The 26,480-nt window shown below is 71.5% G+C and carries 24 protein-coding genes and 3 pseudogenes; 15 read left to right on the top strand and 12 right to left on the bottom strand.

The window, feature by feature from the left end:
* The first annotated feature begins 100 nt into the window (after positions 1-100).
* Positions 101-226 (top strand): hypothetical protein, encoded by a 126-nt coding sequence (locus ALI22I_RS54935; protein ID WP_274523051.1) that lies wholly within the window; start codon positions 101-103, stop codon positions 224-226.
* Here ALI22I_RS54935 and ALI22I_RS43170 read toward each other — a convergent pair.
* The gene (locus tag ALI22I_RS43170; RefSeq protein ID WP_238598863.1) at positions 223-945 is read right to left on the bottom strand and encodes an SAM-dependent methyltransferase; all 723 of its coding nucleotides are present in this window, start codon (positions 943-945) and stop codon (positions 223-225) included. The genes ALI22I_RS54935 and ALI22I_RS43170 overlap by 4 nt on opposite strands.
* A gap of 81 nt (positions 946-1,026) precedes the next feature.
* Positions 1,027-2,724, bottom strand: coding sequence for a dihydroxy-acid dehydratase (ilvD, locus tag ALI22I_RS43165; RefSeq protein ID WP_077011382.1), 1,698 nt, complete (start codon positions 2,722-2,724; stop codon positions 1,027-1,029).
* A 93-nt stretch (positions 2,725-2,817) separates the two neighbouring features.
* On the opposite strand from ilvD, the pseudogene ALI22I_RS55800 reads away from it, so the two are divergent.
* Positions 2,818-2,886, top strand: a pseudogene (locus ALI22I_RS55800) (hypothetical protein); the annotation flags it as partial.
* A gap of 53 nt (positions 2,887-2,939) precedes the next feature.
* Positions 2,940-3,284 (top strand): annotated as a pseudogene (locus ALI22I_RS51625) (alpha/beta hydrolase); the annotation flags it as partial.
* Between the two features lie 88 nt (positions 3,285-3,372).
* Here ALI22I_RS51625 and ALI22I_RS43150 read toward each other — a convergent pair.
* Positions 3,373-4,548 (bottom strand): PucR family transcriptional regulator, encoded by a 1,176-nt coding sequence (locus ALI22I_RS43150; protein ID WP_238598862.1) that lies wholly within the window; start codon positions 4,546-4,548, stop codon positions 3,373-3,375.
* Positions 4,549-4,872: 324 nt separating this feature from the next.
* Between ALI22I_RS43150 and ALI22I_RS43145 the strand changes: the two genes are divergently transcribed.
* Entirely contained in the window at positions 4,873-6,063 is a 1,191-nt protein-coding gene (locus ALI22I_RS43145; RefSeq protein ID WP_179118542.1) for a YncE family protein, read from the top strand.
* Between the two features lie 229 nt (positions 6,064-6,292).
* Positions 6,293-9,577, top strand: coding sequence for an AfsR/SARP family transcriptional regulator (locus tag ALI22I_RS43140; protein WP_077011380.1), 3,285 nt, complete (start codon positions 6,293-6,295; stop codon positions 9,575-9,577).
* 30 nt (positions 9,578-9,607) lie between these two features.
* Here ALI22I_RS43140 and ALI22I_RS43135 read toward each other — a convergent pair whose 3' ends face one another.
* The 3 genes from ALI22I_RS43135 to ALI22I_RS43125 all read right to left on the bottom strand — a co-directional run bounded on the left by ALI22I_RS43135 (position 9,608) and on the right by ALI22I_RS43125 (position 12,018).
* A complete protein-coding gene (locus ALI22I_RS43135; protein ID WP_077011379.1) occupies positions 9,608-10,297 on the bottom strand; it encodes a dihydrofolate reductase family protein in 690 nt (229 codons plus the stop codon).
* Between the two features lie 111 nt (positions 10,298-10,408).
* Entirely contained in the window at positions 10,409-11,650 is a 1,242-nt protein-coding gene (locus ALI22I_RS43130) for an RNA polymerase sigma factor (protein WP_077011378.1), read from the bottom strand.
* Positions 11,647-12,018 carry a YciI family protein gene (locus tag ALI22I_RS43125; RefSeq protein ID WP_077011377.1) on the bottom strand — a complete coding sequence of 124 codons (372 nt, stop codon included), beginning with the start codon at positions 12,016-12,018 and terminating at the stop codon, positions 11,647-11,649. Before ALI22I_RS43125 ends, ALI22I_RS43130 begins: the two co-directional genes overlap by 4 nt.
* A gap of 87 nt (positions 12,019-12,105) precedes the next feature.
* Between ALI22I_RS43125 and ALI22I_RS43120 the strand changes: the two genes are divergently transcribed.
* A complete protein-coding gene (locus ALI22I_RS43120; RefSeq protein ID WP_077011376.1) occupies positions 12,106-12,690 on the top strand; it encodes a mycothiol transferase in 585 nt (194 codons plus the stop codon).
* Positions 12,691-12,708: 18 nt separating this feature from the next.
* Here the strand turns inward: ALI22I_RS43120 and ALI22I_RS43115 are convergent, their stop codons facing one another.
* Complete coding sequence (locus ALI22I_RS43115; protein ID WP_077011375.1) at positions 12,709-14,175, bottom strand: protein adenylyltransferase SelO; 1,467 nt, start codon at positions 14,173-14,175, stop codon at positions 12,709-12,711.
* Between the two features lie 293 nt (positions 14,176-14,468).
* On the opposite strand from ALI22I_RS43115, the gene ALI22I_RS43110 reads away from it, so the two are divergent.
* Entirely contained in the window at positions 14,469-16,973 is a 2,505-nt protein-coding gene (locus tag ALI22I_RS43110) for a tetratricopeptide repeat protein (RefSeq protein WP_143532737.1), read from the top strand.
* Between the two features lie 21 nt (positions 16,974-16,994).
* Here ALI22I_RS43110 and ALI22I_RS43105 read toward each other — a convergent pair whose 3' ends face one another.
* Complete coding sequence (locus ALI22I_RS43105; protein WP_083752530.1) at positions 16,995-17,651, bottom strand: GNAT family N-acetyltransferase; 657 nt, start codon at positions 17,649-17,651, stop codon at positions 16,995-16,997.
* Positions 17,652-17,758: 107 nt separating this feature from the next.
* Between ALI22I_RS43105 and ALI22I_RS43100 the strand changes: the two genes are divergently transcribed.
* Both ALI22I_RS43100 and ALI22I_RS43095 read left to right on the top strand, forming a co-directional pair.
* A complete protein-coding gene (locus ALI22I_RS43100) occupies positions 17,759-17,956 on the top strand; it encodes a hypothetical protein (RefSeq protein ID WP_077011373.1) in 198 nt (65 codons plus the stop codon).
* A 17-nt stretch (positions 17,957-17,973) separates the two neighbouring features.
* Positions 17,974-18,825: a hypothetical protein gene (locus ALI22I_RS43095; protein WP_077012022.1), complete on the top strand. Its 852-nt coding sequence runs from the start codon at positions 17,974-17,976 to the stop codon at positions 18,823-18,825.
* Between the two features lie 145 nt (positions 18,826-18,970).
* Here the strand turns inward: ALI22I_RS43095 and ALI22I_RS43090 are convergent, their stop codons facing one another.
* A complete protein-coding gene (locus ALI22I_RS43090; RefSeq protein WP_143532736.1) occupies positions 18,971-19,234 on the bottom strand; it encodes a hypothetical protein in 264 nt (87 codons plus the stop codon).
* 188 nt (positions 19,235-19,422) lie between these two features.
* On the opposite strand from ALI22I_RS43090, the gene ALI22I_RS43085 reads away from it, so the two are divergent.
* From ALI22I_RS43085 to ALI22I_RS43065, 5 genes are read left to right on the top strand one after another with little or no spacing between them, the layout of a single operon-like run.
* The gene (locus ALI22I_RS43085; protein ID WP_077012021.1) at positions 19,423-19,941 is read left to right on the top strand and encodes a YbaB/EbfC family nucleoid-associated protein; all 519 of its coding nucleotides are present in this window, start codon (positions 19,423-19,425) and stop codon (positions 19,939-19,941) included.
* A 10-nt stretch (positions 19,942-19,951) separates the two neighbouring features.
* Positions 19,952-20,278: a hypothetical protein gene (locus ALI22I_RS54220; protein ID WP_238598861.1), complete on the top strand. Its 327-nt coding sequence runs from the start codon at positions 19,952-19,954 to the stop codon at positions 20,276-20,278.
* A complete protein-coding gene (locus ALI22I_RS43075; protein ID WP_077011370.1) occupies positions 20,275-21,408 on the top strand; it encodes a WXG100 family type VII secretion target in 1,134 nt (377 codons plus the stop codon). The genes ALI22I_RS54220 and ALI22I_RS43075 overlap by 4 nt, the downstream gene beginning before the upstream one ends.
* Positions 21,405-22,094 carry a hypothetical protein gene (locus tag ALI22I_RS43070; RefSeq protein ID WP_077011369.1) on the top strand — a complete coding sequence of 230 codons (690 nt, stop codon included), beginning with the start codon at positions 21,405-21,407 and terminating at the stop codon, positions 22,092-22,094. The genes ALI22I_RS43075 and ALI22I_RS43070 overlap by 4 nt, the downstream gene beginning before the upstream one ends.
* Before the next feature lie 10 nt (positions 22,095-22,104).
* Positions 22,105-22,737: a hypothetical protein gene (locus ALI22I_RS43065; protein WP_077011368.1), complete on the top strand. Its 633-nt coding sequence runs from the start codon at positions 22,105-22,107 to the stop codon at positions 22,735-22,737.
* A 24-nt stretch (positions 22,738-22,761) separates the two neighbouring features.
* On the opposite strand, the pseudogene ALI22I_RS43060 reads toward ALI22I_RS43065, so the two are convergent.
* Positions 22,762-23,091: pseudogene (locus tag ALI22I_RS43060) on the bottom strand (helix-turn-helix transcriptional regulator); the annotation flags it as partial.
* Between ALI22I_RS43060 and ALI22I_RS50075 the strand changes: the two are divergent.
* Positions 23,039-23,269, top strand: coding sequence for a hypothetical protein (locus ALI22I_RS50075; RefSeq protein WP_202971245.1), 231 nt, complete (start codon positions 23,039-23,041; stop codon positions 23,267-23,269). The pseudogene ALI22I_RS43060 and the gene ALI22I_RS50075 sit on opposite strands and share 53 nt — an antisense overlap.
* 68 nt (positions 23,270-23,337) lie before the next feature.
* Here ALI22I_RS50075 and ALI22I_RS43050 read toward each other — a convergent pair whose 3' ends face one another.
* Both ALI22I_RS43050 and ALI22I_RS43045 read right to left on the bottom strand, forming a co-directional pair.
* Positions 23,338-24,495 carry a substrate-binding domain-containing protein gene (locus tag ALI22I_RS43050; RefSeq protein ID WP_238598860.1) on the bottom strand — a complete coding sequence of 386 codons (1,158 nt, stop codon included), beginning with the start codon at positions 24,493-24,495 and terminating at the stop codon, positions 23,338-23,340.
* Entirely contained in the window at positions 24,492-26,423 is a 1,932-nt protein-coding gene (locus tag ALI22I_RS43045; protein WP_077011366.1) for a heparinase II/III domain-containing protein, read from the bottom strand. Before ALI22I_RS43045 ends, ALI22I_RS43050 begins: the two co-directional genes overlap by 4 nt.
* Positions 26,424-26,480: the final 57 nt, after the last annotated feature.

Here is a 26,480-nt window from a genome sequence, read left to right as displayed (position 1 = left end):
CGTTCGGGCGGCCATTCGGGCGATGAGGTGAAGATCACTCCGGGCGATGTCACAGCCCGCGTCGCTCGATCGTCGGCACGCCGGCCCAAGCGCGGACGTGGTGTCGCGGACTGCCGGCTGCGGCGCCGCCACCAGGTTCACCCACTCCGTCACCCTCCACAAGGGACGGATCGGGGTGGACTTCGCGGTGGCGGCCGACGAGCTGTCGCGTGAGCCGGGGGTCTAGGGCGTGGGGCGGAGCAGGAGGGTGACGAAGCCGAGCACGCCGCGGTAGCCGTTGAGCCAGGTGTCGCGGTGGGCGGCGGACTTGGCCAGCGCCTCCGCGCTGTCCGGGTGGTCGGGGTGGTCGAGTGCCCAGGCGGCCAGCGAGCCGGTCCAGCTCCACTCGTACTCGTCCCACTCCGCCACCGTGCTCACGTGCCCGTACACCGGCGTCCACCCGTCGGCGACGACGCGGGCGACCGTGGTCGGCAGGTCCGCGTACTTCTGCGGGCCGTCCTCCAGTTCCGCCCGCAGCCCGGGCTCCGGTTCGCGTTCCCAGAAGCAGTCGCCGAGCACCACCACGCCCTCCTCGGCCAGGTGACGGCGTGCGGCGGCGAGCGCGGGCAGCAGCTCACCGAAGGCGTACGCGGCGCCGACGCTGAGCACCACGTCCGCCTGGCGGGGCGACCGGTACTCGACCACGTCCTGCTGGATCAGGTCGAGCCGGTCGGCCACGCCGAGCCGGGCGGCCTCCGCGCGGGTCCGGTCGAACCCCGCATCGGAGATGTCCACGCCCACCGTGGTGATGCCGTCGTGCAGCTGCGCGGCGCGCAGGAGCCAAGCGCCTTCACCACAGCCCAGGTCGAGCACGTGGGCGTCCGGTCGACGGATCGCCCGATCGAGGAGGTCCGTCACCGTGAGGTCGCTGACGGGCGCGGCGATCGGGTGATCCGCGTGCGTCAAGGCGCTGAGTGTTCGTCGATCCATGACCGAGTGCCTAACACACCTCCCGGACGCCCCGCGCCTCAATTAGCCGCCGGCGGACTACCCGCAGACCGCGCCGTTGGACGCCGAGCCGACCAGCTTGGCGTACTTCGCCAGCACACCGCGCTGGTAACGGGCGGGCAGCGGCTCCCAGCCCTCGCCGCGGGCGGCCAACTCGGCGGCGTCCACACCGAGGTCCAACGTGCCGTCGGCGACGTTGAGCGTGATCGGGTCGCCGTCGCGGACGAACGCGATCGGCCCGCCGTCCGCCGCCTCCGGCGCGACGTGGCCGACGCACAGGCCGGTCGTGCCACCGGAGAACCGGCCGTCGGTGAGCAGCAGGACGTCCTTGCCCAGCCCCGCGCCCTTGATCGCCGCGGTGATCGCGAGCATCTCCCGCATCCCCGGCCCGCCCTTGGGGCCTTCGTAGCGGATGACCACCACGTCGCCCGCCGTGATCGTGCCGTCCTCCAACGCGTCCATCGCGGCGCGTTCCCGGTCGAACACCCGCGCGGTGCCGGTGAACACGTCCGAGTCGAACCCGGCCGACTTCACCACCGCGCCGTCCGGCGCCAGGGAGCCACGCAGGATCGTGATGCCACCGGTCCGGTGGATCGGCTCGGACATCGCGCGCAGCACCGTGCCGTCCGGGTCCGGCGGGGCGATGTCGGCCAGGTTCTCGGCGACCGTGCGGCCGGTGACGGTGAGGCAGTCGCCGTGCAGCAGACCGGCGTCCAGCAGGGCCTTCATCACCACGGGCACGCCGCCGATGCGGTCGACGTCGGTCATCACGTGCCGGCCGAACGGCTTGACGTCCGCCAGGTGCGGCACCTTCGCGCCGATCCGGGTGAAGTCGTCCAGGCTCAGCTCCACCTCGGCCTCGTGCGCGATGGCCAGCAGGTGCAGCACCGCGTTGGTGGACCCGCCGAACGCCATCACCACCGCGATCGCGTTCTCGAACGCCTCCCGCGTCATGATCTGCCGGGCGGTGATGCCCTTGCGCAGCATCTCGACCACCGCCTGACCGGACTTCCGGGCGAACCCGTCCCGCCTGCGGTCCGTCGCGGGCGGTGCCGCGCTACCCGGCAGCGACATGCCCAACGCCTCGGCCGCGCTCGCCATCGTGTTCGCCGTGTACATCCCGCCACACGCGCCCTCACCAGGGCAGATGGCCCGTTCGATGAGGTCGACGTCTTCGCGGCTCATCAACCCCCGGGCACACGCCCCGACCGCCTCGAACGCGTCGATGATGGTCACCTCGCGCTCGCTGCCGTCCGACAGCGTGACCCGGCCGGGCAGGATCGAGCCCGCGTACAGGAACACGCTGGACAGGTCCAGCCGGGCGGCGGCCATCAACATCCCGGGCAGCGACTTGTCGCAGCCCGCGAGCAGCACCGACCCGTCCAGCCGCTCGGCCTGCATGACCGTCTCCACGCTGTCCGCGATCACCTCGCGCGACACGAGCGAGAAGTGCATCCCCTCGTGGCCCATGGAGATGCCGTCGGACACCGAGATCGTGCCGAACTCCAACGGGTACCCGCCCGCCGCGTGCACGCCGTCCTTGCTCGCCTTCGCGAGCCGGTCCAGCGACAGGTTGCACGGCGTGATCTCGTTCCACGACGACGCGACACCGATCTGCGGCTTGACCCAGTCGTCGTCGCCCATGCCGACCGCCCGGAGCATCCCGCGCGCGGCGGTGCGCTCCAGGCCGTCGGTGACGTCGCGGCTGCGGGGCTTGATGTCGGGGGTCTCGTTCATGCGCCGAACCTAACCTCCCGGTGCGGGCGACGCATCGGTGGCCCGTGTGCCGTAGACCGTCGCTCGACCGACGCCGGGTTGTCCCCGCTGCGGGTGTTGCGCGCCGCCACCACCGTGGCCGCCGAACTCTTGTGCCGTCCCGACCTCGGGCGCCTGGCCCCCGGCGCCACGGCGGACCTGATCGCCGTCCGCGGCGACCCGTTCACCGACATCACCGCAACAACACGCCCTCCGTCATGCAGATGGCCGGGCTGGACCTCTGGGACCGGGCCAGCAACGAGATGGGGTGGACGGCGCTGCTCGGCGAGCAGCGGGGCGGCCCGGACGTGTCGCCGCACGCCGCTCCCGCCCGTGCCACCGACCTGTCCGATCTGCCGCCCGCGTTCATCGACGTCGGCTCGGCGGAGACATTCCGCGACGAGGACGTCGCCTACGCCGTGCGGCTGTGGCAGGCGGGTGGTCGGGCGGAACTGCACGTGTGGCCGGGCGGGTTCCACGGCTCACCAGACCCGACCGAACCGTGCATCACCACACCTGAGCGTCGAATTCGGCGCACCTGAACGTTGGACACGCCTGTTCTGAACGTTGGACACGCCGAACCTGAAGGTAAGACACACGCGCGTGTCCAACGTGAGGGGTCGGTAGCGCTTATCCGCGTGGTGCGCGGTGGTCGAGCCAGTGGCGCAGGGCCCACCAATGGCGCAACGTGGCCAGCACGGTGGACGGGTCCGACGCGGTGTTGTCGTCCCACGGTGTGCAGGTGATCTCGGCGAGCCGGTCGAGCCGGTACCGGACGGTGTTGGGGTGCACGTGCAGTGCGGCGGCCGTGTGCCCGAGGCGCTGCCCGTGGTCGAGGTAGACCAGGGCCGTGGAGACCAGTTCGCGGTGGAAGTCGTCGTCGTGGTGCAGGCCGACGAGCGTGCCGCGCAGCAGGTCGGCGAGCACCGGTTGGGCGGCCAGCGCGACCTCGCCGGACAGGTCGGTCAGGTCGCGCACGCCGCGCAGTCCCGATCGGCTCGCGATCCGCAGGGCCGCCACGCACAACGGGTGGACGTCACGCATGAGCGCGAGTCCGGTGGCGGGCGCCGCCACCAGCAGCACGTCCGGGGCGACGTCGGCCGCGGCCGGTGGGCGTGCGGCCAGTCCGGTCAGGCGTCCCTCGACCAGCCCGTAGACGCCGCCGCAGCCCAGCAGCCGTTGTTCCAGGGCGCGCGCCTGGTCGGGTTGCGCGACGTCGGAGACCAGGCAGTGGTAGAGCCCGTCGGACGACAGGCCCGCGCGGCGTATCTCCTCCGGTGCCGGTGGCGTGCCGTCGCCGTGCAGGAGCAGCCGCCGCAGCAGGTGCGTGTTGACGTCCCGGTTCGTGCGGGACAGCTCCAGTTCGGCGGTGTGGTAGCCGTTGATGACGTGGCGCTCCAGAGCGCCGGTGTAGCGGTCGAGGTCGACCATCCCCTCCAGGATCACCTCGTCGGGCACGCCCGCGTCCCGGCTCCGGGCGATGGCGATCCGCATGGCCTGGGTGCGTCCCGCCTGGACGCCGCGCAGGAGGCTGTCGATGGAGATGCCCTGGGCCGCACGATCGGCGCCGAGCGTCGCGGCGGCTTCGAAGTCCTGTTCGTCGGGTTCGCCCGACCGTTCGAAGAAGTCCAGGCCGGTGGCGAGCAGGACCTCGACGTGACGGCGGTTCTCCGCTTCGGGCAGGCTGGCGACTTCGGGGGAGTGGCTGCGGGCGGCCCGGACCAGTTCGTCGACGACGTGCCCGTCGGTGGCCATGCCCCGGAGCACCTGCCCGAGCAGGCGACCGCTGTCGTGCGCTGTCGACACGACACCCTCCTCGCGCCTCGTCGTTGTGGTGGTGGCATAACGGGCAACCGACTCGTTGGCCATCGGCCCCTACCACCGGCGTGCGGCGAACCGGTATCTATTGCTACTGAACGGTAACAGCTCGACCGCGACTCGGCCGTCACGAGTTCGGAATGGAAGGCCTGCCCGAAAGATTCAACCCTGCACGGATGTGACAATTTCCGCATCCGGTTTGGAGCTCTGGTGAGCAATAAATCCGTTTCGAAAGGGCGGAAGCACCTTCGCGGAACGCGTCTGCTCGGCGTTGTCGCCACCTGCGTCCTCGCCTCCACGGTCGGGCCTGCCATGGCGGCGCCCGCCGCGAGTGCCGCCCCGCCTTCGGGTGCCGCGCTGCGCGAGGTGATGTTCGTCGGCAACAACTGGGACGGCACCGCCGACGTCATCGCGTCCAGCGGGAACTTCGCCCGCATCGGCCGGGTGAACATCATCCCGGACAAGGACGAGCGGCTGTGGGAGATCTACCTCAACCCGATCAAGCTGGCGTTCTTCCTCGGCATCCGGTCCGGCCCCGGTGAGGGCCACGACCAGTTCGTCGACGACATGTACACCACCCCGGACGGCAGCGCGGTGGTCGCGTCCCGCCCGAGTTTCGCCGACGTGGTCTCCATCGACCTCGCCACCGGCCGCGTCAAGTGGCGCTTCCCGGTCTCGGGTTACCGCTCCGACCACATGGCCGTCTCCCCGGACGGACGACGGGTGGCGGTGTCCGCCTCGACGTCCAACACAGTGCACGTGCTCGACATCGAGACCGGCCGCCAGGTCGGTTCGTTCGGCACCGGCGACAAGCCGCACGAGAACGTGTTCACCGACGGCGGCCGGTACCTGTGGAACATGTCCATCGGCGAGGTCAACACCGCGCTCGACGATCCCGGCATGGACTGGACCAAGGGCGACCGCCGCATCACCGTCGTCGACGCCGCCACCTTCCAGCAGGTGAAGGTGATCGACATGCGGCAGCGGCTGGACGCGTTCGGGCGTTCGGACCTGTCCGATTCCGTGCGGCCGGTGGCGTTCACGCCGGACGAGTCCAGGCTGTACTTCCAGGTGTCGTTCTACAACGGTTTCCTGGAGTACGACGTCGCCACCGACCGCATCACGCGCGTCAAGGAGCTGCCGAAGAACCCGAACACCAGCCTGGACCGCACCACCTGGGTCAACGACTCCCGCCACCACGGCATGTCCATGAGCCCGGCCGGCGACAAGCTGTGCATCGCCGGAACCATGGACGACTACGCCGTGATCGTGGACCGCGCGACCCTCCGCGAAGCCACGCCGGTGACCGCCTCCAAGCCCTACTGGGCCACCGTCAGCGGTGACGGGCGCAGTTGCGTGATCTCCGAGAGCGGTTCCGACCAGGTGACCGCGATCGACTTCGCCACCGGCCGCAAACTGGTCTCGGTACCGGTGGGCGACCACCCGCAGCGAGTGCGCATCGGCCACGTCCCCACCGGCTGGACCGGCCCCGCGACCCGCTGACCGAACGGTCGCAGGCCACCCACCCCGTCGCCTTCGACCGTTCGGATCGCAAGAAGCCCGGCCTCGAAATGGAGGACCGGGCTTCTTGCGTTTCGGCAGAGTGCCGCCTCCGCCCGGCCCTCTCCGCTTGCGCGCTGCTGCCGTTGGTGTGAAACGCTTGCCGACTTTCTGCATTGCCCTGGTCAGGGCGCTGTTCCTGGCCGTGGGACAGTGGTGTCAGGGGGGCGGTATGGCGGTGGAGTTCGGTCTGCTGGGCGAGGTGACCGCGCACGTCCACGGGCGGCCGGTGGAGCTGGGGCCGGCGAGGCAGCGGTGTGTGCTGGCTGCGTTAGCGGTGGACGCGGGCCGGTTGGTGCCGGTGGAACGGCTGGTCGAACGGGTGTGGGGTGCGGACACGCCGCCGCGGCGGGGGCGGGCGACGCTGCACAGCCACATCTCACGGCTGCGCCGCGCTCTGGCCGACGACGCGGAGATCGTCCTGCGCTCGGGCGGCTACACCCTGGTGGCGGACCAGCTCGGCCAGGCAGTGGACCTGCACCGGTTCCGCGATCTGTGCGCACGGGCCCGCGTCGCCGACGACCGGCAGGCCGCGGTGCTGCTGGAGGAAGCCCTGGGACTTTGGCGCGGGGAGGCGTTGACCGGGCTCGACGGCGACTGGGCGCAGGTCGAACGCGACCGGCTGCGTCAAGAGCGGCTCAGCGCCGAGCACGATCTCACCGACGTCCGGCTGCGGCTGGGACACGGCGAGGACCTGCTGGCCGACCTGTCCGCCCGCGACGCCCAGTGGCCGTTGGACGAACGGGTGGCGGGCCAGTACATGCTGGCCCTGCACCGCGCCGGGCGCACTGCCGGCGCACTGGCCCACTACCGCCGACTCCGGCAACGACTGGTGGAGGGCCTGGGCACCGACCCCGGCACCGCGCTGCAAGACCTGCACTGGCAGATCCTGGCCGCCGACCCCGCCCTCACCGCCGTGAGTACCCGGACGACACCGCCCGCCACACCGCCGGCGCCGAACAACCTGCCCCGTGACATCCCCGACTTCACCGGCCGCGAACAAGAACTCGACGAGCTGATCACCACGGTCGAGCGCGCCGCGGAAGCCACCGCGATCGCCATCCACGCCATCGACGGTATGCCGGGCGTGGGCAAGACCGCCCTGGGTACCCACGCCGCGCACAAACTGGCCCCCCGCTTCCCCGACGGCCAACTGTTCCTCGACCTCTACGGCCACACCCCCGGTCAGAAGCCCGTCACCCCGTACGACGCCCTGCACTCGCTGCTGCTGGCCATCGGCGTGCACGCCGACGTGCTCGACAGCCACAAGACCGTCGAGGACCGGGCACGCCTGTGGCGCACCCTCGTGGCCGACCGCAAACTGCTGCTGGTGCTCGACGACGCCGCCGGCCACGACCAGATCAACCCCCTGCTACCAGGGGCACGGGACTGCCTGGTGCTGATCACCAGCCGCAACCGACTCCCCGAACTCGACGGCGTGCGCCCCCTGACCGTGACCGTTCTCCCGCCCGACGACGCCGCCCGGATGCTGCTGTACCTGGCCGGACGCGCCGCCGACCCCGGTGAGGCCGACGAGGTGGCCCGCGTGGTGGAACTGTGCGGGAACCTGCCGTTGGCCATCGCGATCACCGCGTCCCAACTGCGTGCCCACCCCACCTGGCCCGTGCGCACCCTCGCCGACCTGCTCGCCGACCAACTCGCCCAGGCGGACGACAAGCTCGGCGAACTCGAATACGGCGGCCGCTCGGTGAAGGCCGCGTTCGACATGTCGTTCCGCGACCTGCCCGTCGACCAGCGCGAGATGTTCACCCTGCTCGGCGTCCACCACGGCCCCGAGATCGACGCCCAAGCCGCGGCGGCCCTGGCCGACACCACCCCCGCACGAGCCCGCCGCGCACTCGACGCCCTGCACACCCGACACCTGATCCAGGAGAGCAGCCCCGGCCGCTACCGACTCCACGACCTCCTGCGCGCCTACGCCAACACCCATGCCGCACAACTGGACCCGACCCACTACGAGCGGGCCACCACGAGAGTCCTCGACTACTACCTGCACACCGCCCACACCGCCACCCGACACCTACCCGCCCACCGCACGCCCAGCACTCCCATCACCCCGACCACCCCCGCGCACCCCACGGCGATCACCGACATCGACCACGCCCTGACGTGGCTCACCATCGAACTCCCCACCCTCGCCACCGCCATCGACCACACCAACACGACACACCCCGCCCACGCCCTCCACCTCGCGACCACCCTCCACTCCTACTTCCGCACGGCCGGGCACTGGCAACAGGCCCACACCATCCACCACACCGCACACACCACCGCCACCCGAACCGGCGACCCGCACACCCGGGCCACCGCGCTCAACGACCTCGGCTACGTGTACGAGCGGCGTGGTGATCTCGACGCGGCGGCGGATGCCCAGTCGCGCGCGTTGGAGCTGTTCAGCAGCAGCGGAAGCCTGGTGGGGCAAGGCAACGCGCTCAACACCCTCGGCCGCGTGTACGAACGGCGTGGTGATCTGGACGCCGCGGCGGATGCTCAGACGCGTGCGTTGGACCTGTTCACCCGCAGTGGTGACCTCCTGGGGCAGGGCAACGCGCTCAACAACCTCGGCCGCGTACTTGAGCGGCGGGGCGATCTGGACGCGGCGGTGGATGCGCAGATGCGTGCGCTGGAGCTGTTCACCAGGAGCGGCAGCCTGGTAGGACAGGGCAGGGTGCTCAACAATCTCGGCCACGTGTATGAGCTGCGGGGTGATCTCGACGCGGCGGTGAATGCCCAGACGCGTGCGCTGGACCTGTCCACCCGCAGTGGTGACCTTCTGGGGCAGGGCAACGTGCTCAACAACCTCGGCTACGTGTACGAGCGGCGTGGTGATCTGGACGCCGCGGCGGATGCTCAGACGCGTGCGCTGGAACTGTTCACCCGCAGTGGTGATCTTTTGGGACAGGGCAACGCGCTCAACAACCTCGGCCGCGTGTTCGGACGGCGTGGTGATCTCGACGCGGCGGTGGACGCCCAGACGCGTGCGCTGGAGCTGTTCACCCGCAGTGGCAGCCTGATGGGGCAGGCCAACGCACGCCTCGGCCTCGGCATCGCCCACCACCGCAAGCACGACCTCGACACCGCCATCGCCGACCTCACCGAGGCCCTGCACCTGTTCACCCGCGCCGAGGACCCCGACGGCCGAGCCGAAACCCACAACGCGCTGGGCGACCTCTTCCTGGACCACTCCGACAGGGCGGACGCCCACACCCACTACACCGCCGCACTCACCCTCTCCCGCACGTGCGGCAGCAGACTCCACGAAGCCAACGCCCTCGTCGGCCAAGCCCAATGTCTCCACCGCACCGGCTGCACGCCCCAAGCCGTTCCGCTCCTACAACAAGCACTCACCATCCACCGCGCCATCAACGCCCCCGAAGCAACCCACACCGCCCAACTCCTCGCCACCCTCGCCCCCGACCAGCCACACCAGGGCTGACCGGGCTCTGCGGCGGGCGGGTGCTTGCGCTTACTCGTCGGTGCCGCGGCCGCGGTCGTCCAGGACGAGTGGGGCGCGCCCGTTGACGGTGTAGCGGATGTGGGTGACGTCAGGGGTGTGCAGGACCCTGGTGGGGGTCAGTTCGATGCCCTCCTTGTCGCCGAGGCCGAGGTCGGCGTCCAGCAGTCGCATGCCGGTGCCGAGCACGACCGGCACGATGTGCAGGTCCAACTCGTCGAGCAGGCCGGCCGCGAGGACCTGTCGCAGCAGGGTGCCGCCGCCGGCGACCGCGACGTTCTTGCCGCCGGCGGCGGCCTTGGCCTGTTCCACCGCGCTCGCGATGCCGTCGGTGACGTAGGTGAAGCTGGTTCCGCCCTTGCGCACCAGGGTCTGGCGCGGGCGGTGGGTCACGACGAACACGGGTGCGCGGAACGGCGGCTCCTCGCCCCACGGCACCTCACCGCCGTCGGCCATGCGCCGACCCATCACATACGCCCCGGCGGCCTCGAACGTCTCGGCCATGATCTCCGAGTTGACGTCCTGCTCCCCACCGGCGAAGCCCTGCCGCTCCCGCCACGCCATCGCGTTGATCACCCAGCGGGTGACGCGGAAGAACGCCAAGGACTCCGCCGACCCCAGCCAGTCGCCGTCGCCGTCGTGGCGCGGTCCGGCGTAGAAGCCGTCGAGGGACACCGACATCTGTGCGGTCACCTTGGTCATGTCGCTTTCCTTCCTCCCGGCGATGCCCGACGGGCTCGCTCGGAAGGGATCGGAGCCGGCGACCGGATTTCTACGTCACCGCGACAAGATTTTTCCGGCGGTTTCGCGGCCTCACCCGGCAGACGCGCAGCGGGCCGCTCGCAGCAGCAGGAACCGCTGCTCAGGCACGCTGCCGGCCAGCCGTGCGGCCTGGCGGAACGTCTCGCGCGCGGCGGCCAGGTCACCGACCCGTTCGAGCAGGTGGGCGCGCACGGCGAGCAGTCGGTGGTTGCCGGCCAGCACTCCCCGCTCCAGTTCCGCGACGACGTCCAGGGCGGCTTGGGGACCGCGCACCTCGCCGAGGGCGACGGCCCGGTTCAGCGCGGTGACGGAGTTGGGTGCCAGGCGCTCCAGCACGTCGTACAGCGCGAGGACCTGCGGCCAGTCGGTGTCCTCGGTCGAAGCCGCTTCGCTGTGCACGGCCGCGATCGCCGCCTGCACCTGGTACGGGCCCACGGGGTGGACCGCCAGGCTGCGGGTCACCAGGTCGGTGCCCTCGGCGATCGCCGTCCGGTCCCACCGGGATCGGTCCTGCTCGGCCAGCGGGACCAGGATGCCGTCCGGTCCGGTTCGCGCCGCGCCGCGCGCCTCGGTCAGCAGCATCAACGCCAGCAGTCCGGCGACCTCGCCGTTGTCGGGCAGCAGGTGGTGCAGCCGGCGCGTGAGCCGCACGGCCTGCACGGTGAGGTCGGGACGGCGCAGGTCGGGTCCGGCGCTGGCGCTGTAGCCCTCGTTGAACAGCAGGTACAGCACGTGCAGCACGACCTGGAGCTGCGGCCCCCGTTCGGGGTCGGGCGAGGACTCGAACCGGGCGCCGACCTCCCGCAGCCGCTGCTTGGCGCGGGAGATCCGCTGGCCCATCGTCTTGTCGGGGACGAGGAACGCCGCGGCGATCTCGGTGGTGGTCAGCCCGGCGACCGCCCGCAGCGTGAGCGCCATCTGCGAGGGCGCGCTCAGGGCCGGGTGGCAGCACAGGAACAGCAGTTCCAGCAGGTCGTCACGGGGTGGCTCGGCGTCCGGCGGCGCGGCGAGCAACTCGTCACGCGGCACGGCGTCGAACACCGCCTGCTCCCGGCGTTCCCGGGCGGCGTCGGAACGCACCTGGTCCACGTAACGGCGCGCGGCGACCGTGGTGAGCCACCCCAGCGGGTGCTCCGGGACGCCGTCCCGCGACCACGTGCCGGCGGCGTCGATCAGCGCCTCCTGCACGGCGTCCTCACAGCGGGCGAAATCGCCGTGACGACGGACGAGAATGCCGAGCACCTGCGGCGTGAGGGCGCGCAGGAGGTGCTCGACCGGCTCGCCGGAGGTCAAAGGTCACCGCCACCCTGGTTCATCAGCGGCCACACCTCGATGCCGCCGCCCAGGCCCCGGCTGTACCGCAGGGCCGGGTACGACTGCGCGATCTGCATCGCCCGTTGCTCGCTGTCGACGTCGACCACGAAGTACGAGCCGACGTACTCCTTGGCCTCCAGGTAGGGGCCGTCGGTGACCACCGGCGCGTCCCCGACCACGCGCACCGCCCGCGGGCGGTCGATCAGGCCCTGGGAGTCGACCAGCTCACCGGACTCCCGCAGGTCCGCGTTGAACGCGTCCACCTCGCCGACCAGCTTCGCGAACATGTCCGCGTCGACGCTGTTCCACACCTCGTCGTTGCCGTAGATCAGCATCAGGTACTTCACCGCGAGCCCCTGTCATCAGTCCTGTTCGGACACCCGATTCTGCCGGCGTCGGGCGATTGTCGGTGGTCGGGTCTACGGTGGGCGGCCATGAGCGATGGTGATTACCCGTGGGAGCCGCCTCTGGCCGGCACGGAGGTCGAGCACCTCGTCGGCGCGTTGGACCGTTTGCGCACGACGTTCCGGTGGAAGGCCGACGACCTCGACGCGGTCGGGCTGCGGACTCGGATCGGTGCTTCGGCGCTGACCCTGGGCGGTCTGCTCAAGCACCTGGCTTTCTGCGAGGACAACATGTTCGCCACCAAGCTGCGCGGGGAGTCGCCCGGCCCGCCATGGGACAGCGTGGACCGAGGCGTCCGCCGCGAGTGGTCGTTCACTTCCTCCTCCGCCGACACGCCCGAACAGCTCTATGCCTTGTGGGATGCCGCCGTGCAGCGGTCCCGTGCCCGGCTGGAGGCGGCACTGGCGAACGGCGGGCTCGACCAACCCGCCCACGTGTCCGGTTCCGACGGCCGCCACGCGAGTCTGCGCAGGCTCGTCTGCGACCTGATCGAGGAGTACGGCCGGCACACCGGGCACGCCGACCTGCTCCGCGAGGCCGTGGACGGGCGCGTCGGTGAAGACCCGCCCGCCGGGTGGCGTCCTCGGAGCGGATCGGGAAGCCTCTGGCCCTGACCAGAGCCGGTCAGGGACTCAGGTTCCGCAGAAGGTCTGGTAGGCGGTGCCGAAGTCCTCCGGGGCGGGTTCGGCGTAGCGCTCGTAGCCGGGGCGTTCGTCGTAGGGGGCGGTCACGGCGTCCAGGAGTCGTTCGAGGGGAGCTTGGTCGCCCTCTGTCGCGGCGGTGAGGGCTTCCTCGACGAGGTGGTTGCGGGGGATGTAGACGGGGTTGACCTGCCGCATCGCGTCGGCGTCCGGTCCCAGGGCCCGCCAGCGGGTCATCCAGTCGTCGATCGCGGCGAGGTCGAGGAACAGTTCGCGTGCGGGCTCGGTGCCGCCGCGGGCGGCCGTGCCGAGGCGGCGGTAGAACGACGTGTGGTCGACGTGGTTGTCCTGGAGGAGGGTGAGCAACTCTTCGACCAGCGGTGAGGTCACCGCGTCGTCGAGGCCGTCGGGCAGGCCGAGTTTCGCCCGCATACCGGCCGACCAGGCGGCGTTGTACTGCCTGCGGAACGCGCCGAGCGCCTCGACCGCCAGTGCGATCGCCTGGTCCTGGTCGTCGGAGAACAGGGGGAGGAGGGCTTCGGCGAGCCGCGCGAGGTTCCACTCGGCCACGAGCGGCTGGTTGCCGTAGGCGTAGCGCCCGCCGTGGTCGATCGAGCTGTAGACGGTGGCCGGGTCGAACGCCTCCATGAACGCGCAGGGCCCGTAGTCGATGGTCTCGCCCGAGATCGTCATGTTGTCGGTGTTCATGACCCCGTGGACGAAGCCCACGAGCATCCAGCGGGCCACCAGCGACGCCTGGGCGGTGACGACGGCCTCGAACAGCGCGAGATGGGGGCGTCCGGCGTTCGCGGCGGCGGGGTGGTGGCGGGCGATCGCGTGGTCGGCGAGACGGCGCAGGAGATCGACGTCGTCCGTGGCGCGGGCGTACTGGAAGCTGCCGACCCGCAGGTGGCTCCGCGCGACCCGTGCGAGCACGGCTCCGGGCAGGAGGGTGTCGCGGCGCACCGGACGTCCGGTCGCCACCACGGCCAGGGAGCGGGTCGTGGGGATGCCGAGGGCGTGCATCGCCTCGCTGACGACGTACTCGCGCAGCATCGGACCGACCGCCGCCAGGCCGTCGCCGCCACGGGAGAACGGCGTGCGCCCGGAGCCCTTGAGGTGCAGGTCGCGCGGGTGGCCGTCGGCGTGGACGACCTCACCGAGCAGCAGCGCGCGACCGTCGCCGAGACGCGGGGAGTACTGCCCGAACTGGTGCCCGGCGTAGGCCTGCGCCACCGGAGTCGCCCCGTCGGGGACGTGGTTGCCGAGGAGCAGCCGCAGTCCCTCGGAGCCGCGCAGCCAGTCGGTGTCGAGACCGCACTCCGCCGCAAGTTGCTCGTTGAGCACGAGCAGGTGCGGCGCGGGAGCCTGTTCTGCCTGCCAGGGAAGTGCCATCTCCGGGAGCGTGCGGGCGAAGTGGTCGCTCAGCGTGACGGTCGGTGGCGGTGCGGTGCTCACGTCGTCAACGGTACGTGGTGCGAGCCGGGTCGGGCCGCGAGCGTTTCCGGTCCTGCACAGAAAACGTCGCCGACGTGATTTCCTGAGGCGTGGACCCGACGCATGAGCCGGAGCAGCCGAGAGAGTCCGGGCTTCCGGACGATGCCCGGTGGGCACGAGTCGAGAACGACGTATCCGGGACCGTGACGGGTCCGGTGGTGCAGTTCGGTGCTCTGTACGGCGATCTGCACGTGCACTCGATCTCTTCATCCGGTGCTCAGGCTGTCACGGGTGCGGGGGAGAGCAGGCGTTTCATGCGCCGGATTCCGGCGCGGGCGGGGTGCTTCCAGGACCGCGCGTCGATCGGTCTGGTGACCGGGGGACCCGTCGAGGAGACGTTGCGGGTGCTCACCGGCATGGGCGGGGTGGGCAAGACCCAGTTGGCGGCCGAGTACGCGCGCCGCGGCATCGCGTCCGGCGAGGTCGACCTGGTGGTGTGGGTCGCCGCCTCCTCGCGTGACGCGATCGTCTCCCGGTACGCCGAGGCCGGTGTCGAGTTCGCCGACGCCGACCCGGGTGACCCCGAACTGGCCGCCGAACTGTTCCTCGGGTGGTTGGAGACGACGCCGCGGCGGTGGTTGGTCGTACTGGACGATCTGACCAGCCCCGCCGACCTGACCGGGCTGCGGCCGCCCGCGGAAGTGCCGTCGGGACGGACCGTGATCACCACTCGCCGCCGTGACGCCGCGGTCGCCGGGCTGGGCGGCCGGCGGGTCGAGATCGGGGTCTTCACCGAGGCCGAGGCGAACGCCTACCTGCACGCCGCGCTCGACGGGAAGCCGGCCGACGACGTCGCCGGGGTCGTCGCCGATCTCGGGCGACTGCCCCTGGCCCTCGGGCAGGCCGCCGCTTACATGCTCGACCAGGACGTGTCCTGTGCCGACTACCGTCGGCGCTTCGCCGATCGCACCAAGCGCCTGGCCGATCTGGTGCCGGCGTCCGACGCGCTGCCCGACCAGTACCGCAAGACCGTGGCCGTGACCTGGTCGCTGTCGATCGAGGCCGCGAACGCCGAACGCCCCACCGGCCTGGCCGGCCCCGTGCTGGAACTGGCCGGCGTGCTGGACCCGGGCGGAATCCCCACCGCCGTGTTCACCACTCAAGCCGCCCGCACCTGGCTGGGCCACACCCGCACTGCCGACACCGACGCGGAGTGGGAAGAGCCCGACGCGGACACCGTCCACGCCGCGCTGCGCCGCCTGCACCTGTTCAGCCTGGCCACCATCGGCTCGGGAACGGTCCGCGTGCACGGTGTGGTCCAGCGCGCCGTTCGCGACCACCTGCCACCCGGACGCCTGGACGACCTGGCCTGGGTTGCCGCCGACTCCCTGGTCGACCTCTGGCCCGACGGCGGCCGTGAGCCGGAACTCGGCCAGACGTTGCGCGCCAACGCCGACGCCATCGACCGGTGCGCCGGTGAGCACTTGTGGACCCCCGACGAGTACCACCCGGTCCTCGCCGTGGCGGGCAACAGCCTCGGCCTCATCGGTCGGTTCTCCGCCGCCGCCGCGTACTTCGCGCGGCTGCACGCCACCGCCGCCGAACGGCTCGGCCCGGATCACCGCTTCACCCTGGGCGCCCTCGGGAACCTGGCCACCTGGCAGGGCGAGGGCGGCAACCCGGAAAGCGTGCTGATCGCGCGGCGGCTGGTGGCCGATCGGCGGCGGGTGCTCGGTCCACGCCACCCCGACACCCTCACCGCCCGGCACACCCTCGCGCGCCAGCTCGACCTCGTCGGCGCTCCGGCGGATGCCGCGGCCGAACTCGACCGGCTGCTCGCCGATCGCGTGGCGTTGCTGGGAGCCGACCACCCCGACACGCTCACCACGCGGCACAACCTGGCCACGAACCGGGGCGAGGCGGGCGACGTCGCCGGAGCCGTCGCGGCGTTCGAGGCGTTGCTCGTCGATACCGAACGGGCTCTCGGCGCGGACCACCCCAACACCCTCAGCACCCGCCACGAGCTCGCCCGGTGGCGGAGCGCGGCAGGCGATCCGGCCGGTGCCGCCGCCGCGTTCGCGCAATTGTTCGCCGACCGGGTCCGCGTGCTCGGGCCCGACCACCCGCTCACCCTGACCACCCGCAGCGAGCTGGCCCTGACCACCGGGCTGGCGGGGGACCCCGCCGGTGCCACCGCCGCGCTCGAATCGCTGCTGGCCGATCGTCTGCGGGCATTGGGCCCCGACCACCCCGATACCCTGGAAACCCGTCTCAGCCTCATCGTTTCGGGTGCCGAGGACGGACCGCCGGACGGCATCGCCGAAGTCGAGGTGCTGCTCGGCGACATGCTGCGGGTACTCGGGCCGTACCACCCCAGCGCCTGGCACACCTGTGTGCACCTCGCCGTCTCGCGGGGAGGACCGGGCGACCCGATGGTGACCGCCGCGGACGAGCTGTTCGCCGCATGCCTGCGCGTCCTCGGCCCGGACCACCCCGACCTCTGGCGGATTCGCGCCCAAGTCGTGTTGACCCGCAGCAAGGCCGGCGACGCCGTCGGCGCCGCGGAAGCCTATGAAGGGCTGGTATCCGACGTCGCCCGCCAGTTCGGCCCCGACCACCAGAACACACTCCGGGCTCGACGCGAACTCGCTCGCCGCCGCGCACTCGCCGGCGACGCCGCCGCGGCCGTCGCCGTCGCGCAGCAACTGCTCGACGACCGACTACGGCTCCTCGGCCCCGACCACCCGGACACCCTCGCCTCTCACGCCGACCTCGCCACCTATCGCAGCCTGGCCGCCGCTCCCGAAGCGTCGACGTAGCTCGACGACTGTTGGGTGCGGTCAGTGCTCGAAGTCGATCCGCATGACGACCCGTCGCAGGGTCGGGTGGCTGATCTGGGTGAACCCGGCCTCCTCGAAGACCTGGCGGGCGCCGACGCGCATTTCGCCCCAGATGACGTCCCGGCCCGGTTCGGTGATCATCGGGTAGGCCTCCAGGGCGTGGGCGCCGCGTTCGCGGGCGAAGTCGACTGCCGCGCGGGCCAACAGGTAGGTCAGGCCGCGTGCCCGGAAGCCCTTGCGGACCACGAAACAGGTCACCGCCCACGTCGTGCTGTCGTCCTTGTCCTCCTCACGTCCCTTCCACGGGATGCGGGACGTGCGCAGCTTCGGGTACGCCGTGCGCGGCTCCACCGCGACCCAGCCGGCCGGATCGTCGTCCACGTAGGCCACCAGGCCGCTGGTGGTCTCGGCGTCCGAGGTGTCGCAACCGGTCTGCTCGCGGAGCATCGCGTTCCGCTCCTCCTGGGTGGTGTCGCGCCAGAACCAGCCGGGCACCTTCAACCGCTGGCACCGGCACTGCCCCGGTTCGGACGTGCCGAACACGTCCCGCAAGTCGTCCCACGACGCCTCGTTGGCGGGGACGACTCGGACCTGCGCCTCGGTGATCGGGTGCGGCATCCCGATCCCCGGTTCGCGGAGTGAGGTGTCGTCGGTCATTCGGGGCAGGCTAGCGCGATGCGGGAGGGCGCCACGCCCGACCTCGAACACCGGGGTCGGCGGGTCACGGGGCGGATCGACCACGTCGAGTTCACCCACGACTGGGGATGGGGAACCCGCGGTTCCGGGTGCGCGTCTCCTATCCGGGAACGGTCGGCCCGCGCACCGCGGTGGCTACCATGATCTCCTCGGTGTTCCAGGCGCCGGTGGTCGGAGGCGCGGTCGACGTGTTCTACGACCCGGACGACGACGAGTCGGTCATCGTTCGAGCACGGCCCGACCAGCCTGCGCGGTTTCCGTTCTGATGCCGGAGGTGAACGTCGTGAACACGGTGGACCCGGCCCGGTCCTCGCACGGCCGTGTCGAGCGCCGGCGGGGAAATCCGGTGGTGCTCGCCGTCGCGGTAATCGCTTCGTTGGCCATCCCGGTCCTGGGGTATCTGGGCGGGACCGGTATCGGCGAACTCGTCGAGCAGTACCGCACCAAGGCCATCGACAGCGTCTTCGACGACCGCGGTGACGAAGTACCGCCGTTTCAGGCGATGTGGGGCACGTTCGGCTTCATCGGCTGCATTCTCGCGGCCAACCTGGCCGCGGGCGCCGCGCGGTGGTACCGGGGAGGGGCGTCGACTCCCGTGTTCCCGGTCGCCTTGGCGTTCGCGGGGAACACCGCCGGAGTGTGGGTGTCGTCCAGGGAATGGCTTCCGCCGCTCGCCGTCGGCGCCCAGATAGACCCGGTCTTCCACCGGGACGAAAAGTGGGGACTCTGGGCGTGGACGATGTACTACGCGGACCGGTGGGTGCCCGCGACGATGATCGTGATGACCGTGGTCGCGGTCCTCGTGACCTACCGGATCGCCCGTCGGCGCGCCAACGTGGTCCGGGATGTGAAGCGCCTGCTGGCGCACGGGCGCCGCGTGCCGGCGGACGTCGTCGAGGTGAAGCCGAGCGGCTCGCCCGGTGAGCCGGACAGCCACGCGATCGTCACGGTGTCCTTCGTCGACCCCGCCGGATTCCGGCACCGGGTGACCCGCCGTGCCCCGGAAACGGGGATGACGACCGGCGCCGGCCTCGCGGAAGTGCTGTTCGATCCCGCGCGTCCGACCCACGAGAAGTCGGTCTACGTCGCATTCCGGCGCGACCCGGCCCTCGTCGACTGGCTACCCGCGGACTGAAACCGATTCCGCTCTATTCCGCATTGGCAGGCGGCAGGCGGCAGGCGGCAGGCAGCAGGCAGCAGGCAGCAGGCAGCAGGTCGTGCGGTTACATTTTGTTACGCCGACCATTGAATGCCTGAATGGGGCGACCCGCGGTTCCGGGTCAGTGTCCGCCGGCGGCCATGGCCAGCAGCATCAGCGAGAGCAGGAGTTGGAGAGCGCCGATAGTGGTGCCGGTGATGGCGGTCCAGTCGAGTCGGTACTCGGTCCTGGTGGTCATCGACAGCGTGCCGCAGATCACGGCGCTGACCGCCAGGATCGGACCGCCGGCCGGTGTCGGCCAGCTGAGCAGCCCCAGGCACAACGAGATCGGTCCCAGCCAAGCGGCTTTGCCCGGGCGGTCCTTCGCGGGCAGGTACCGCGTCACGCCGTTCATGTTCCCCCAAGTCGCCCGTCGGACCCGCCCGTCACGACCACGATAGCGACGAGATCGGCCGTGGAGACGTGACGGACTTGGGTATGCGCTTCGGAGCAGTCCGCTAGCCTGGTTGCGCCGAGACGTCAAGGGCTCCGGGGGTGCGTGCGGTGGTGGATGGGCAGCAGAGGCTGCAGGCGATGATGCGTTCGTTCCAGGAGCAGGCGGCCAAGGCCGGCCAGTTGCAGGAAGCGATGAAGGACCTGCGCGGGGTGGGGCGCAGCCGGGACGGGTCGGTCACGGTGACCGCCGCGCCGTCCGGGGCGGTGCTGGGACTGCAACTGTCGCCCGCGGCCATGTCCCGGTCGCACGTGGCGTTGCAGCAGGAGATCCTGGACGCGATCCGGATGGCCACGCAGAACGCCGCGCAGCAGCTCGACGCCGCGGTGGCGCCGATCCTGGGCGATCGGTTGCAGGAGTTCAAGCAGGGGATGGCGGCGTCCGGGGTGCAGCCGATCATGCCGTCCGCGCCGCCGCCCCCGGGAGCGCCTCCCGCGCCGCAGACCGCTCCACCGGCCGCCGGGCCGCCTGCTGGGCCGCCTGCCGGGCCGCCGCAGCCGTTCCAGCCGTTCCAGCCGCCGACTCAGATGCCAGGGAACCGTCCGCCCCGTCCGGTGGTCGAAGACGACGAGGAACCACCGAGCACGTACCTGCGCTGAGGGGGACAGGGTGACATTTCACGTCATGCCGGAGGCGTTGACCGCCTTCGCCGAGGGCAGCGAGAGCCTGGCCGAGAAGTTCGGCACGTTGGCCGGGCTGCTGGAGCAGGCCAGGGTGGACGACCAGTGCTTCGGGCCGATCGGTGACGCGGTGGGGCTGAGCAGCGGCTACTTCTCCAGCCTGGACGAGTGCCGGCAGCTGGCCACCGATGCGCAGGAGTTCCTGAAGCAGACCGGTGACCAGCTCAGGCAGAGCTTCGAGGTGTACCAGGGTGTCGACGACGGCATCTCGCAGGCGTTGACGCAGATCGGTAACGGCCTGGGCGGTGGCCGGTGAACGCCGGGCCGGGCACGTTCGCCGACCTCAACGGCGGCGAGCAGAAGAACTGGTTCGAGCAGGCGGCCGGGCGCGGCAGCTCCGGTATCGGGGCCGTGCAGGACCTGGCCGACGCCACCAGCCCGCCGCAGATGGCCGCGGCGACGATCTCCGGCCGGATGGAGCTGCTCCAGACCATCGCCAGCCCCGGCCAGGCGCTGCTGGACAACGGCCTGGGTTTCCTGGTGTCGATCGTGCTCAGCCCGTTGATCGAGATCGCCGAGTGGGCGATCGGCGATCCGGAGCAGATGCGCGCCACCGGCAACGGCTGGGAGCAGGTGGCGACCTGGTTGGACGAGGTCGCCGAGGCCGAGCAGAAGCGCGCCGACACCACCAGCGGCATGTGGGTCGGCTCGGCGGGCGACGCGTTCCGCAACCAGATCACCGAGTTCAGCGGCGGGGTCTCGGCGCTCGCGGAGGACGTGCGCGGGCTCAAAGAGACCCTGGACATGATCGCCGACCTGTTCGACATGTTCGTCGAGTTCGTGATCCAGATCCTGACCGAGCTGATCATCGGCCTGATCGTGCAGTGGCTGGCCGCGCTGGCGGCGTCGTGGATCACCGCGGGCGGGTCGGTCGCCGCGGCGGGCGCCACGACCACGGTGCAGGTGGGCAGCACCGGCGTCCGGATCACCATGCGGGTGACGAAACTCCAGATGGAGTTGTTCAAGATCATGAAGAAGCTGGAGGCGTTGCTGGTGCGGCTGCGCGGGCCGCTGCGGCAGGTCATCCAGCGGATGAACGGCCTGCGCGGCGGCAACATGGCCCAGCAGTGGGCGGCCCGCCAAGCCGGCAGCACGGCCAACATCGTGACCAGGGCGGACGACCTCACGTTGGCTTCGACCACGGGGAACCGGTTCATGCAGGGCGTCACCGGCGAGGGCGCGTTGGCGGGCAACATCAGCCAGACCGTCCTGACCGGCATGCTCGGCGGCAGCACCACGTTCGGCACGGCCGCGACCAAGGCCGGGGTGGACGCCGCGATCGACGGCGGCATCAAGTTCGGCACCCAAGAGGCGTACGACGCCGCGCAGAACAAACCGTCCGAAGAGGAACGCCGGGAAACGCAGGAACGCGGGTTCAACTGGTGAAACTGGATGGGGCGTTGGCCCTCCGGCAGTCGTGGTGCGCGCCGGACGAGCCGATCCTGCTGTGCACTTTCGTCGGCTCGACCAGTTCCCACTTCGACGTCGGCGGTCTGGACTGGTGGGGGAAGCCGGAACGCGGTCTCGGCGGCAAAGCACTGCGCGCGTTGGGCACGGCGACGGCGGCCGTGGCCTCCGGTGGCCCTCGCGACCGCAACGAGCTCGCGTCGCCACCGAGTGCCGTGGTGTTCGGGCCGAGCCCCGACACGGTGGCGGTCGGAGCGGGATTGGCCGTGCGGGACTCCACCTTCGCCTGGTGGGTGCTGACACCGCGCCGGATGGCCTGGGTCCGCACCGAACCCGAAAGCGCGGTGACCGGGTCGGAACCGGAGAAGTCGCTACTCGACCAGGTCTGGGGCTTCGCGAAGAACGCGCGTGACGCATTGGCGGGCAAGAGCCCGTATCCGCCTCACGTCCCGATCGAAACGGCCGGCGTCGTGTCCGTGGTCGAGGTGCCGCGTGACCGGATCACCGGGGTCGCCGGCGCGGAACGCAAGCTGCCCCACGACTACGCGGACGGTCGGGTTCACGTGCTGCGGGTGTCGCTGGTGGACGGATCGGGCATCGACGTCGTCGCCGGGCACGAGCCCGCGCACGCGCAGCGGTTGCTCGCCCTGGTCAACGGCCGGTAGAGGACGGGACGTGCCCAAGAACAGGCTGAAGATCGGTGAGATCGCCCAGCAGCGCTGGGTCGGGCCCGGCGAGCAGGTGGTGTGGGTGGTCGACCCCGAGGGCCACGTCGGCAGCACGGTCGGACCGTCCCGCACGGTGCCGCACCGGACCGGCGCGGCCGCGCTGGAGGTGCCCGAGCCCGAGTGGCCGTTGCCGACCCGTGCGGTCGGGGAGGGGCGGTTCCACAACGACGAGTGGGTGCACGACCCGGCGGTGTGGGCCTGGGCGCACGCGCAGCGCCCGGACCAGGCGGCCGTCCGTTGGGCCGACCTGTTCACGGCGGGCCGCGACGAGTGCCGGCTGGTGCTGACCAACCGGCGGCTGGCGCTGGTCGTGGACGGCGAGGTGACCAGGCCCGCCGCACCGGCGTCGGGCGGCCTGCTGGGCCGCGTCCGCGCGCTGGGCCAGTCACAGCCCGACGTCGCGCCGCTGGTGACCTGGTGGGACGCACCGGTGGGCACGGCACGCCTGGAGGCCGTGCCGCTGGGGCGGCAGGTCGGGCCGGAGTGGTTCGTGCGGATCGGGTTCCCGGACGGCTCGACCTTCGAGTTCCGCGACGCCCAAGCCGAGCAGTCCATCCGCACCGCCCACGCCAACCTCTGATCCACCGCTGACCGGCCGTAATCACTACGGCTCGGTGACGACCCCGCGTCGGCTTCCGGAGGGCGTTGGAGCACGCGTCGGCGCCGTGCCGGTCCGGTACTCGGTCGGGCTGATGCCGCGTTCCCTCTTGAACGCCGCGCTCAGCGCGAAAGGTGTGGAGAACCCGACGTGACCGGCCACGGCGGCGAGCGTCACCTCGGGCTCGCGCAGCAGGTCTGCGGCCAGGGTGAGGCGCCATTCCCGCAGGTAGGCCATGGGTGGTCGGTCCATCAGCGCGGTGAAGCGCCGGACCAGGTTCGCCTTGGACACGCCGGTCTTCGCGGCCAGTGACTCCAGTGTCCACCGGTGGGCGGGCGGTGAGCTGCGGCTGCCGGCCGGGGACGGCAAGGAGGCGTTCATCGATGCCGAGGACATCGCGGAGGTGGCTGTCGCCGCGCTGACCGAGGACGGGCGGCGCGTCCTCGGTCGGCCTCTCCGGAACTTCTCCGACTACGCGAAGGCCGCTGCCGCGCAGGGCGCCTGGCACGTCTGACCGTTCCGGGGAGGCGCGATCGATTCTGATCGCTTTTGATCGAAGGAACGCGTCCGTGAGTCAAGAATTCAGGACGACGAGCGGACGATCAGCTGCGGCTCTATCACGATGCGGTGCGCGGGTCGGTGCGGATCGGGGTCGTGGAGTCGGGCGGCGAGCAGCGTCACGGCGGCCCGGCCGACGGCGGCCTTCGGCGGCCGGACCGCGGTCAGCGGCGGATCGGACAGTTCGGCCCATTCGTCGTCGTAGGTGACCAGCGCCAGGTCCTGCGGCACCCTGATCCCGCGTTCCTGACACCGCTCCACGAGCGAGATCGCCTCCGGGTCGGAGTGCACGAGCAGCGCCGTCGTGCCGGAGGCGAGGCAGGAGTCCAGCAGGGCGTCGAGGTCGGCCGGCCAGGCGGTGTCCCATCGGTCCACCGTGCGCACGTCCGGGGTGCCGTCGAGCGGGAGTCCGAACCGTTCGCACGCGTCACGCCAGCCCTGCCGGATGTGCGGCGCGGTCGGGCTGGCCAGCGTGGTGCTCAGGCCGATGCGCCGGTGGCCGCGTTCGGCGAGGTGGCGCACGGCCATCGCGGCGCCGCGTGCGTGATCGCTGACCACGGACTCGACCGCGTCGTGGTAGCTGTCGGCCGGTGTGCGCTCTATCAGCACGACCGGCACGTCCACCGACCGCAGCCACCGCACCAGGGCCTCGCCCTCGTCACCGGTGGTCGTCGGGACCACGAGCAGTCCGTCCACGCCGACCGTCTCGACCAGCGCGGCGAGTTGGCGGCGCTCGTCGGCGGCCTCGTAGGTGGCGCCGCGCAACACGATCCGCACGTCCGCCTCGGCCGCCGCCTCGCGCGCGCCCTTGATCACGTCCGGGTAGTAGTAGTCCAGCGACGGGACGACCATGCCCAGGGTCAGTTGCGCGGGGCGGTCCCGGGGTTGTGGCGCGGGTTGACGGCGCTCGGTGATGAGCAAGGCGCTGCTGTTCGGCTCGGCCGGGTACGCCGCCGGCCGGACGCCGACCGGTGCGGCCGCGGTGACCGTGGCGCCGCCCCGGACGCGCCGGACCAGGCCTTGCTCGGCCAGCAGGGAGATGTCGCGGCGCACGGTGATCGCCGAGACGTCCAGCTCGTCGGCGAGATCGTGCACGCGCACGGTGCCGCGCCTGCGCAACAGCTCCACGACCTTGGCGCGCCGCTCCGACGGGAGCATGGCGGACGACTCCGACGTCGTCATGCGGACACCTCCACTGTGATCACGAGGCCACCTCGCGCCGTGTCGGGCAGGTGCAGCTCCAGCCGGGTCAGCTTCTCCCCCCAGACGGTCGTGAGCAGCGGGTCGTCCAGTTCGCGCAACGTCAGGTCGGCCGAGGCCAGGCTCGGATTCCAGGCGATGAGCGTAGCGCGCGTCTCACCTGGTGGATGGACGAACAGCCGTCCCGGTGAGTCGAGCGTGACGCGGCCGGCGAGCAGGTAGTGCAGCGTCGACGGCACACCGCCGTCGTCAGCGTCGTCAGCGCCGTCGGCGAAGTCCCACTCGTCCTCGATCGTCACCCGGTGCCGGTCGCGGTGCAGGGTCGCGGTGCGCCACCAGGACCGCAGTGCCGGCACGGGGTAGGCGGGGGCGAGGTCCATCCGCACCCGGTACCGGTCGGGGGTGTCCTCGACGGTGACGTCCCGGGCGTGGTGGGCGCGCCCGGTGCCCTGGGGTGTGCCGCGCACTTCAGGGACGTTGTGCCAACTGCTCTGCATCGTCCAGATGTCGTAGCGGTCGGGGCTGAACGTCTGCTTGGTGTAGGTCGGGCGGCCGGCGTCGACCACGACGGGCACGCCGTCCACCGCCACGATCACGCTGCCGACGTCGTTGTGGTTGTGGTTCTCGCCGTTGTGGCCGCCCTTGACCACCAGCGTCGGCCCGGCGTTCGACCCGGCGGTGGGACGGGCGACACCGACCTGCGTGCCGGGCAGCCACACGCTCCCGACCAGCGGTTCACCTGCCCGTTCGATCACCGGGGTGGCCAGGTCGCGCAGGGCCCGCCCCAACTCGGTGTGGTCGGGGACCGCGTCGGCCCGCTGGGCGGCGGCGTGGCGTTCGGCGTCCCGGTCCCCGATGCGCCCGGCCCACTGCTGCGGCACGTGCCACGGCTGACCGCCGGGCGGCCGGGCGCGGGCGTCGGCGAGGTTGACGTACCAGGGGCCGCCGAGGTGCATCCGGTGCGGGAAGCCGACGGTCTCGCGCACGACGGGCACCGCCGTCGCGGACAACGCGCCGCCGGTGGCGTGCTCCAGGACGTCGAGCGCCTCCAACGCGCGGCACGCGCCGTTCCACCAGTACTCGTAGCCCTCGTCGATGGAGCCGTCGGCGGGCAGCGCGGCGAGGTAGCGGTCGATGCCGCGCACGGTCTCGGCGACGATCCCGGCCCGGTCGGCGACGTCGTCGACCAGGCGCAGGGCCGCGACCAGGACGTTGCCGCAGATCCACGGGCACCAGTTGTGCACGTCGCCGTCGAGGCCGAGCCAGTGCCAGTCGCGGCGGTTGGTGAAGGGGTCGAGCACGCGGGTGCGGACCTCGCGGCGCACGCGGGCGCGCAGGCCGGGCCAGCGGACGTCGAGGCGGTCACCGAGGACGTGGTCGAGCCAGGCCAGCTGGGCGGCGACGCCCGCCGCGCCGAGGTCCAGGTAGGGGATGTCGGGGTCGGGCACGACGGCGCCGCGGGTGCGGTGGTGCTCCTCGTGGGCGGACCAGCACCAGGTGCTGCGTTCGCACAGGAGGACGACGCCGTCCGCTACCTCGTCCAGCCAGTCGTCGTTGTCGAGGACGAGGGCGGCGAGGGCCGCGCGGGTGAGGCGGTCGTCGTGCTCGAACACGGGAGTCTCGTAGGCGGTGCGGTTGCCGTCGCGGAAGAAGCGGGCGTAGTGGGAGGCGGTCGGCTGCGGCCACGGCGTGCCGCGTTCGGCGCGGGCCTGGTCGAGCACGGCGGCCAGTCGAGCGGCGGCGTTCGGCCACGCTCCCGGATCACCGAGCGGGGGGAGGGCGGTCGGAGCCGGCCGGAGCACGTCGACGAGAGCCGGTGCCTCCGCCCTGGTGCCCCAGGCCGCTGACAACGGACCCGCCGCGGTCGGGGCGGACCCCGACCAGTGGGTGCTCGATCCGGCGTTGATCATCTCGGCCCGCTTTCGGTCACTCTCGCGATCATTCTGATCGTAACTGTTCGAAACAAG

The organism is Saccharothrix sp. ALI-22-I (genome assembly GCF_001984175.1).
GTDB lineage: Bacteria > Actinomycetota > Actinomycetes > Mycobacteriales > Pseudonocardiaceae > Actinosynnema.
Note: the sequence above shows the minus strand (reverse complement) of the source record. Positions and strands in the feature narration are given on the sequence as shown.

What these genes read in the sequence shown, in the direction of transcription:
- ALI22I_RS43120 (WP_077011376.1), top strand. Translation starts at nt 12,106, where the DNA reads ATGAGCGATGGTGATTACCCGTGGGAGCCGCCTCTGGCCGGCACGGAG.
- ALI22I_RS43110 (WP_143532737.1), top strand. Translation starts at nt 14,469, where the DNA reads ATGCGCCGGATTCCGGCGCGGGCGGGGTGCTTCCAGGACCGCGCGTCG.
- ALI22I_RS43135 (WP_077011379.1), bottom strand. Translation starts at nt 10,297, where the DNA reads ATGACCAAGGTGACCGCACAGATGTCGGTGTCCCTCGACGGCTTCTAC.
- ALI22I_RS43105 (WP_083752530.1), bottom strand. Translation starts at nt 17,651, where the DNA reads ATGACCGACGACACCTCACTCCGCGAACCGGGGATCGGGATGCCGCAC.
- ALI22I_RS43145 (WP_179118542.1), top strand. Translation starts at nt 4,873, where the DNA reads ATGGCGGCGCCCGCCGCGAGTGCCGCCCCGCCTTCGGGTGCCGCGCTG.
- ALI22I_RS43140 (WP_077011380.1), top strand. Translation starts at nt 6,293, where the DNA reads ATGGCGGTGGAGTTCGGTCTGCTGGGCGAGGTGACCGCGCACGTCCAC.
- ALI22I_RS43100 (WP_077011373.1), top strand. Translation starts at nt 17,759, where the DNA reads ATGGGGAACCCGCGGTTCCGGGTGCGCGTCTCCTATCCGGGAACGGTC.
- ALI22I_RS43045 (WP_077011366.1), bottom strand. Translation starts at nt 26,423, where the DNA reads ATGATCAACGCCGGATCGAGCACCCACTGGTCGGGGTCCGCCCCGACC.
- ALI22I_RS43050 (WP_238598860.1), bottom strand. Translation starts at nt 24,495, where the DNA reads ATGACGACGTCGGAGTCGTCCGCCATGCTCCCGTCGGAGCGGCGCGCC.
- ilvD (WP_077011382.1), bottom strand. Translation starts at nt 2,724, where the DNA reads ATGAACGAGACCCCCGACATCAAGCCCCGCAGCCGCGACGTCACCGAC.
- ALI22I_RS43085 (WP_077012021.1), top strand. Translation starts at nt 19,423, where the DNA reads ATGATGCGTTCGTTCCAGGAGCAGGCGGCCAAGGCCGGCCAGTTGCAG.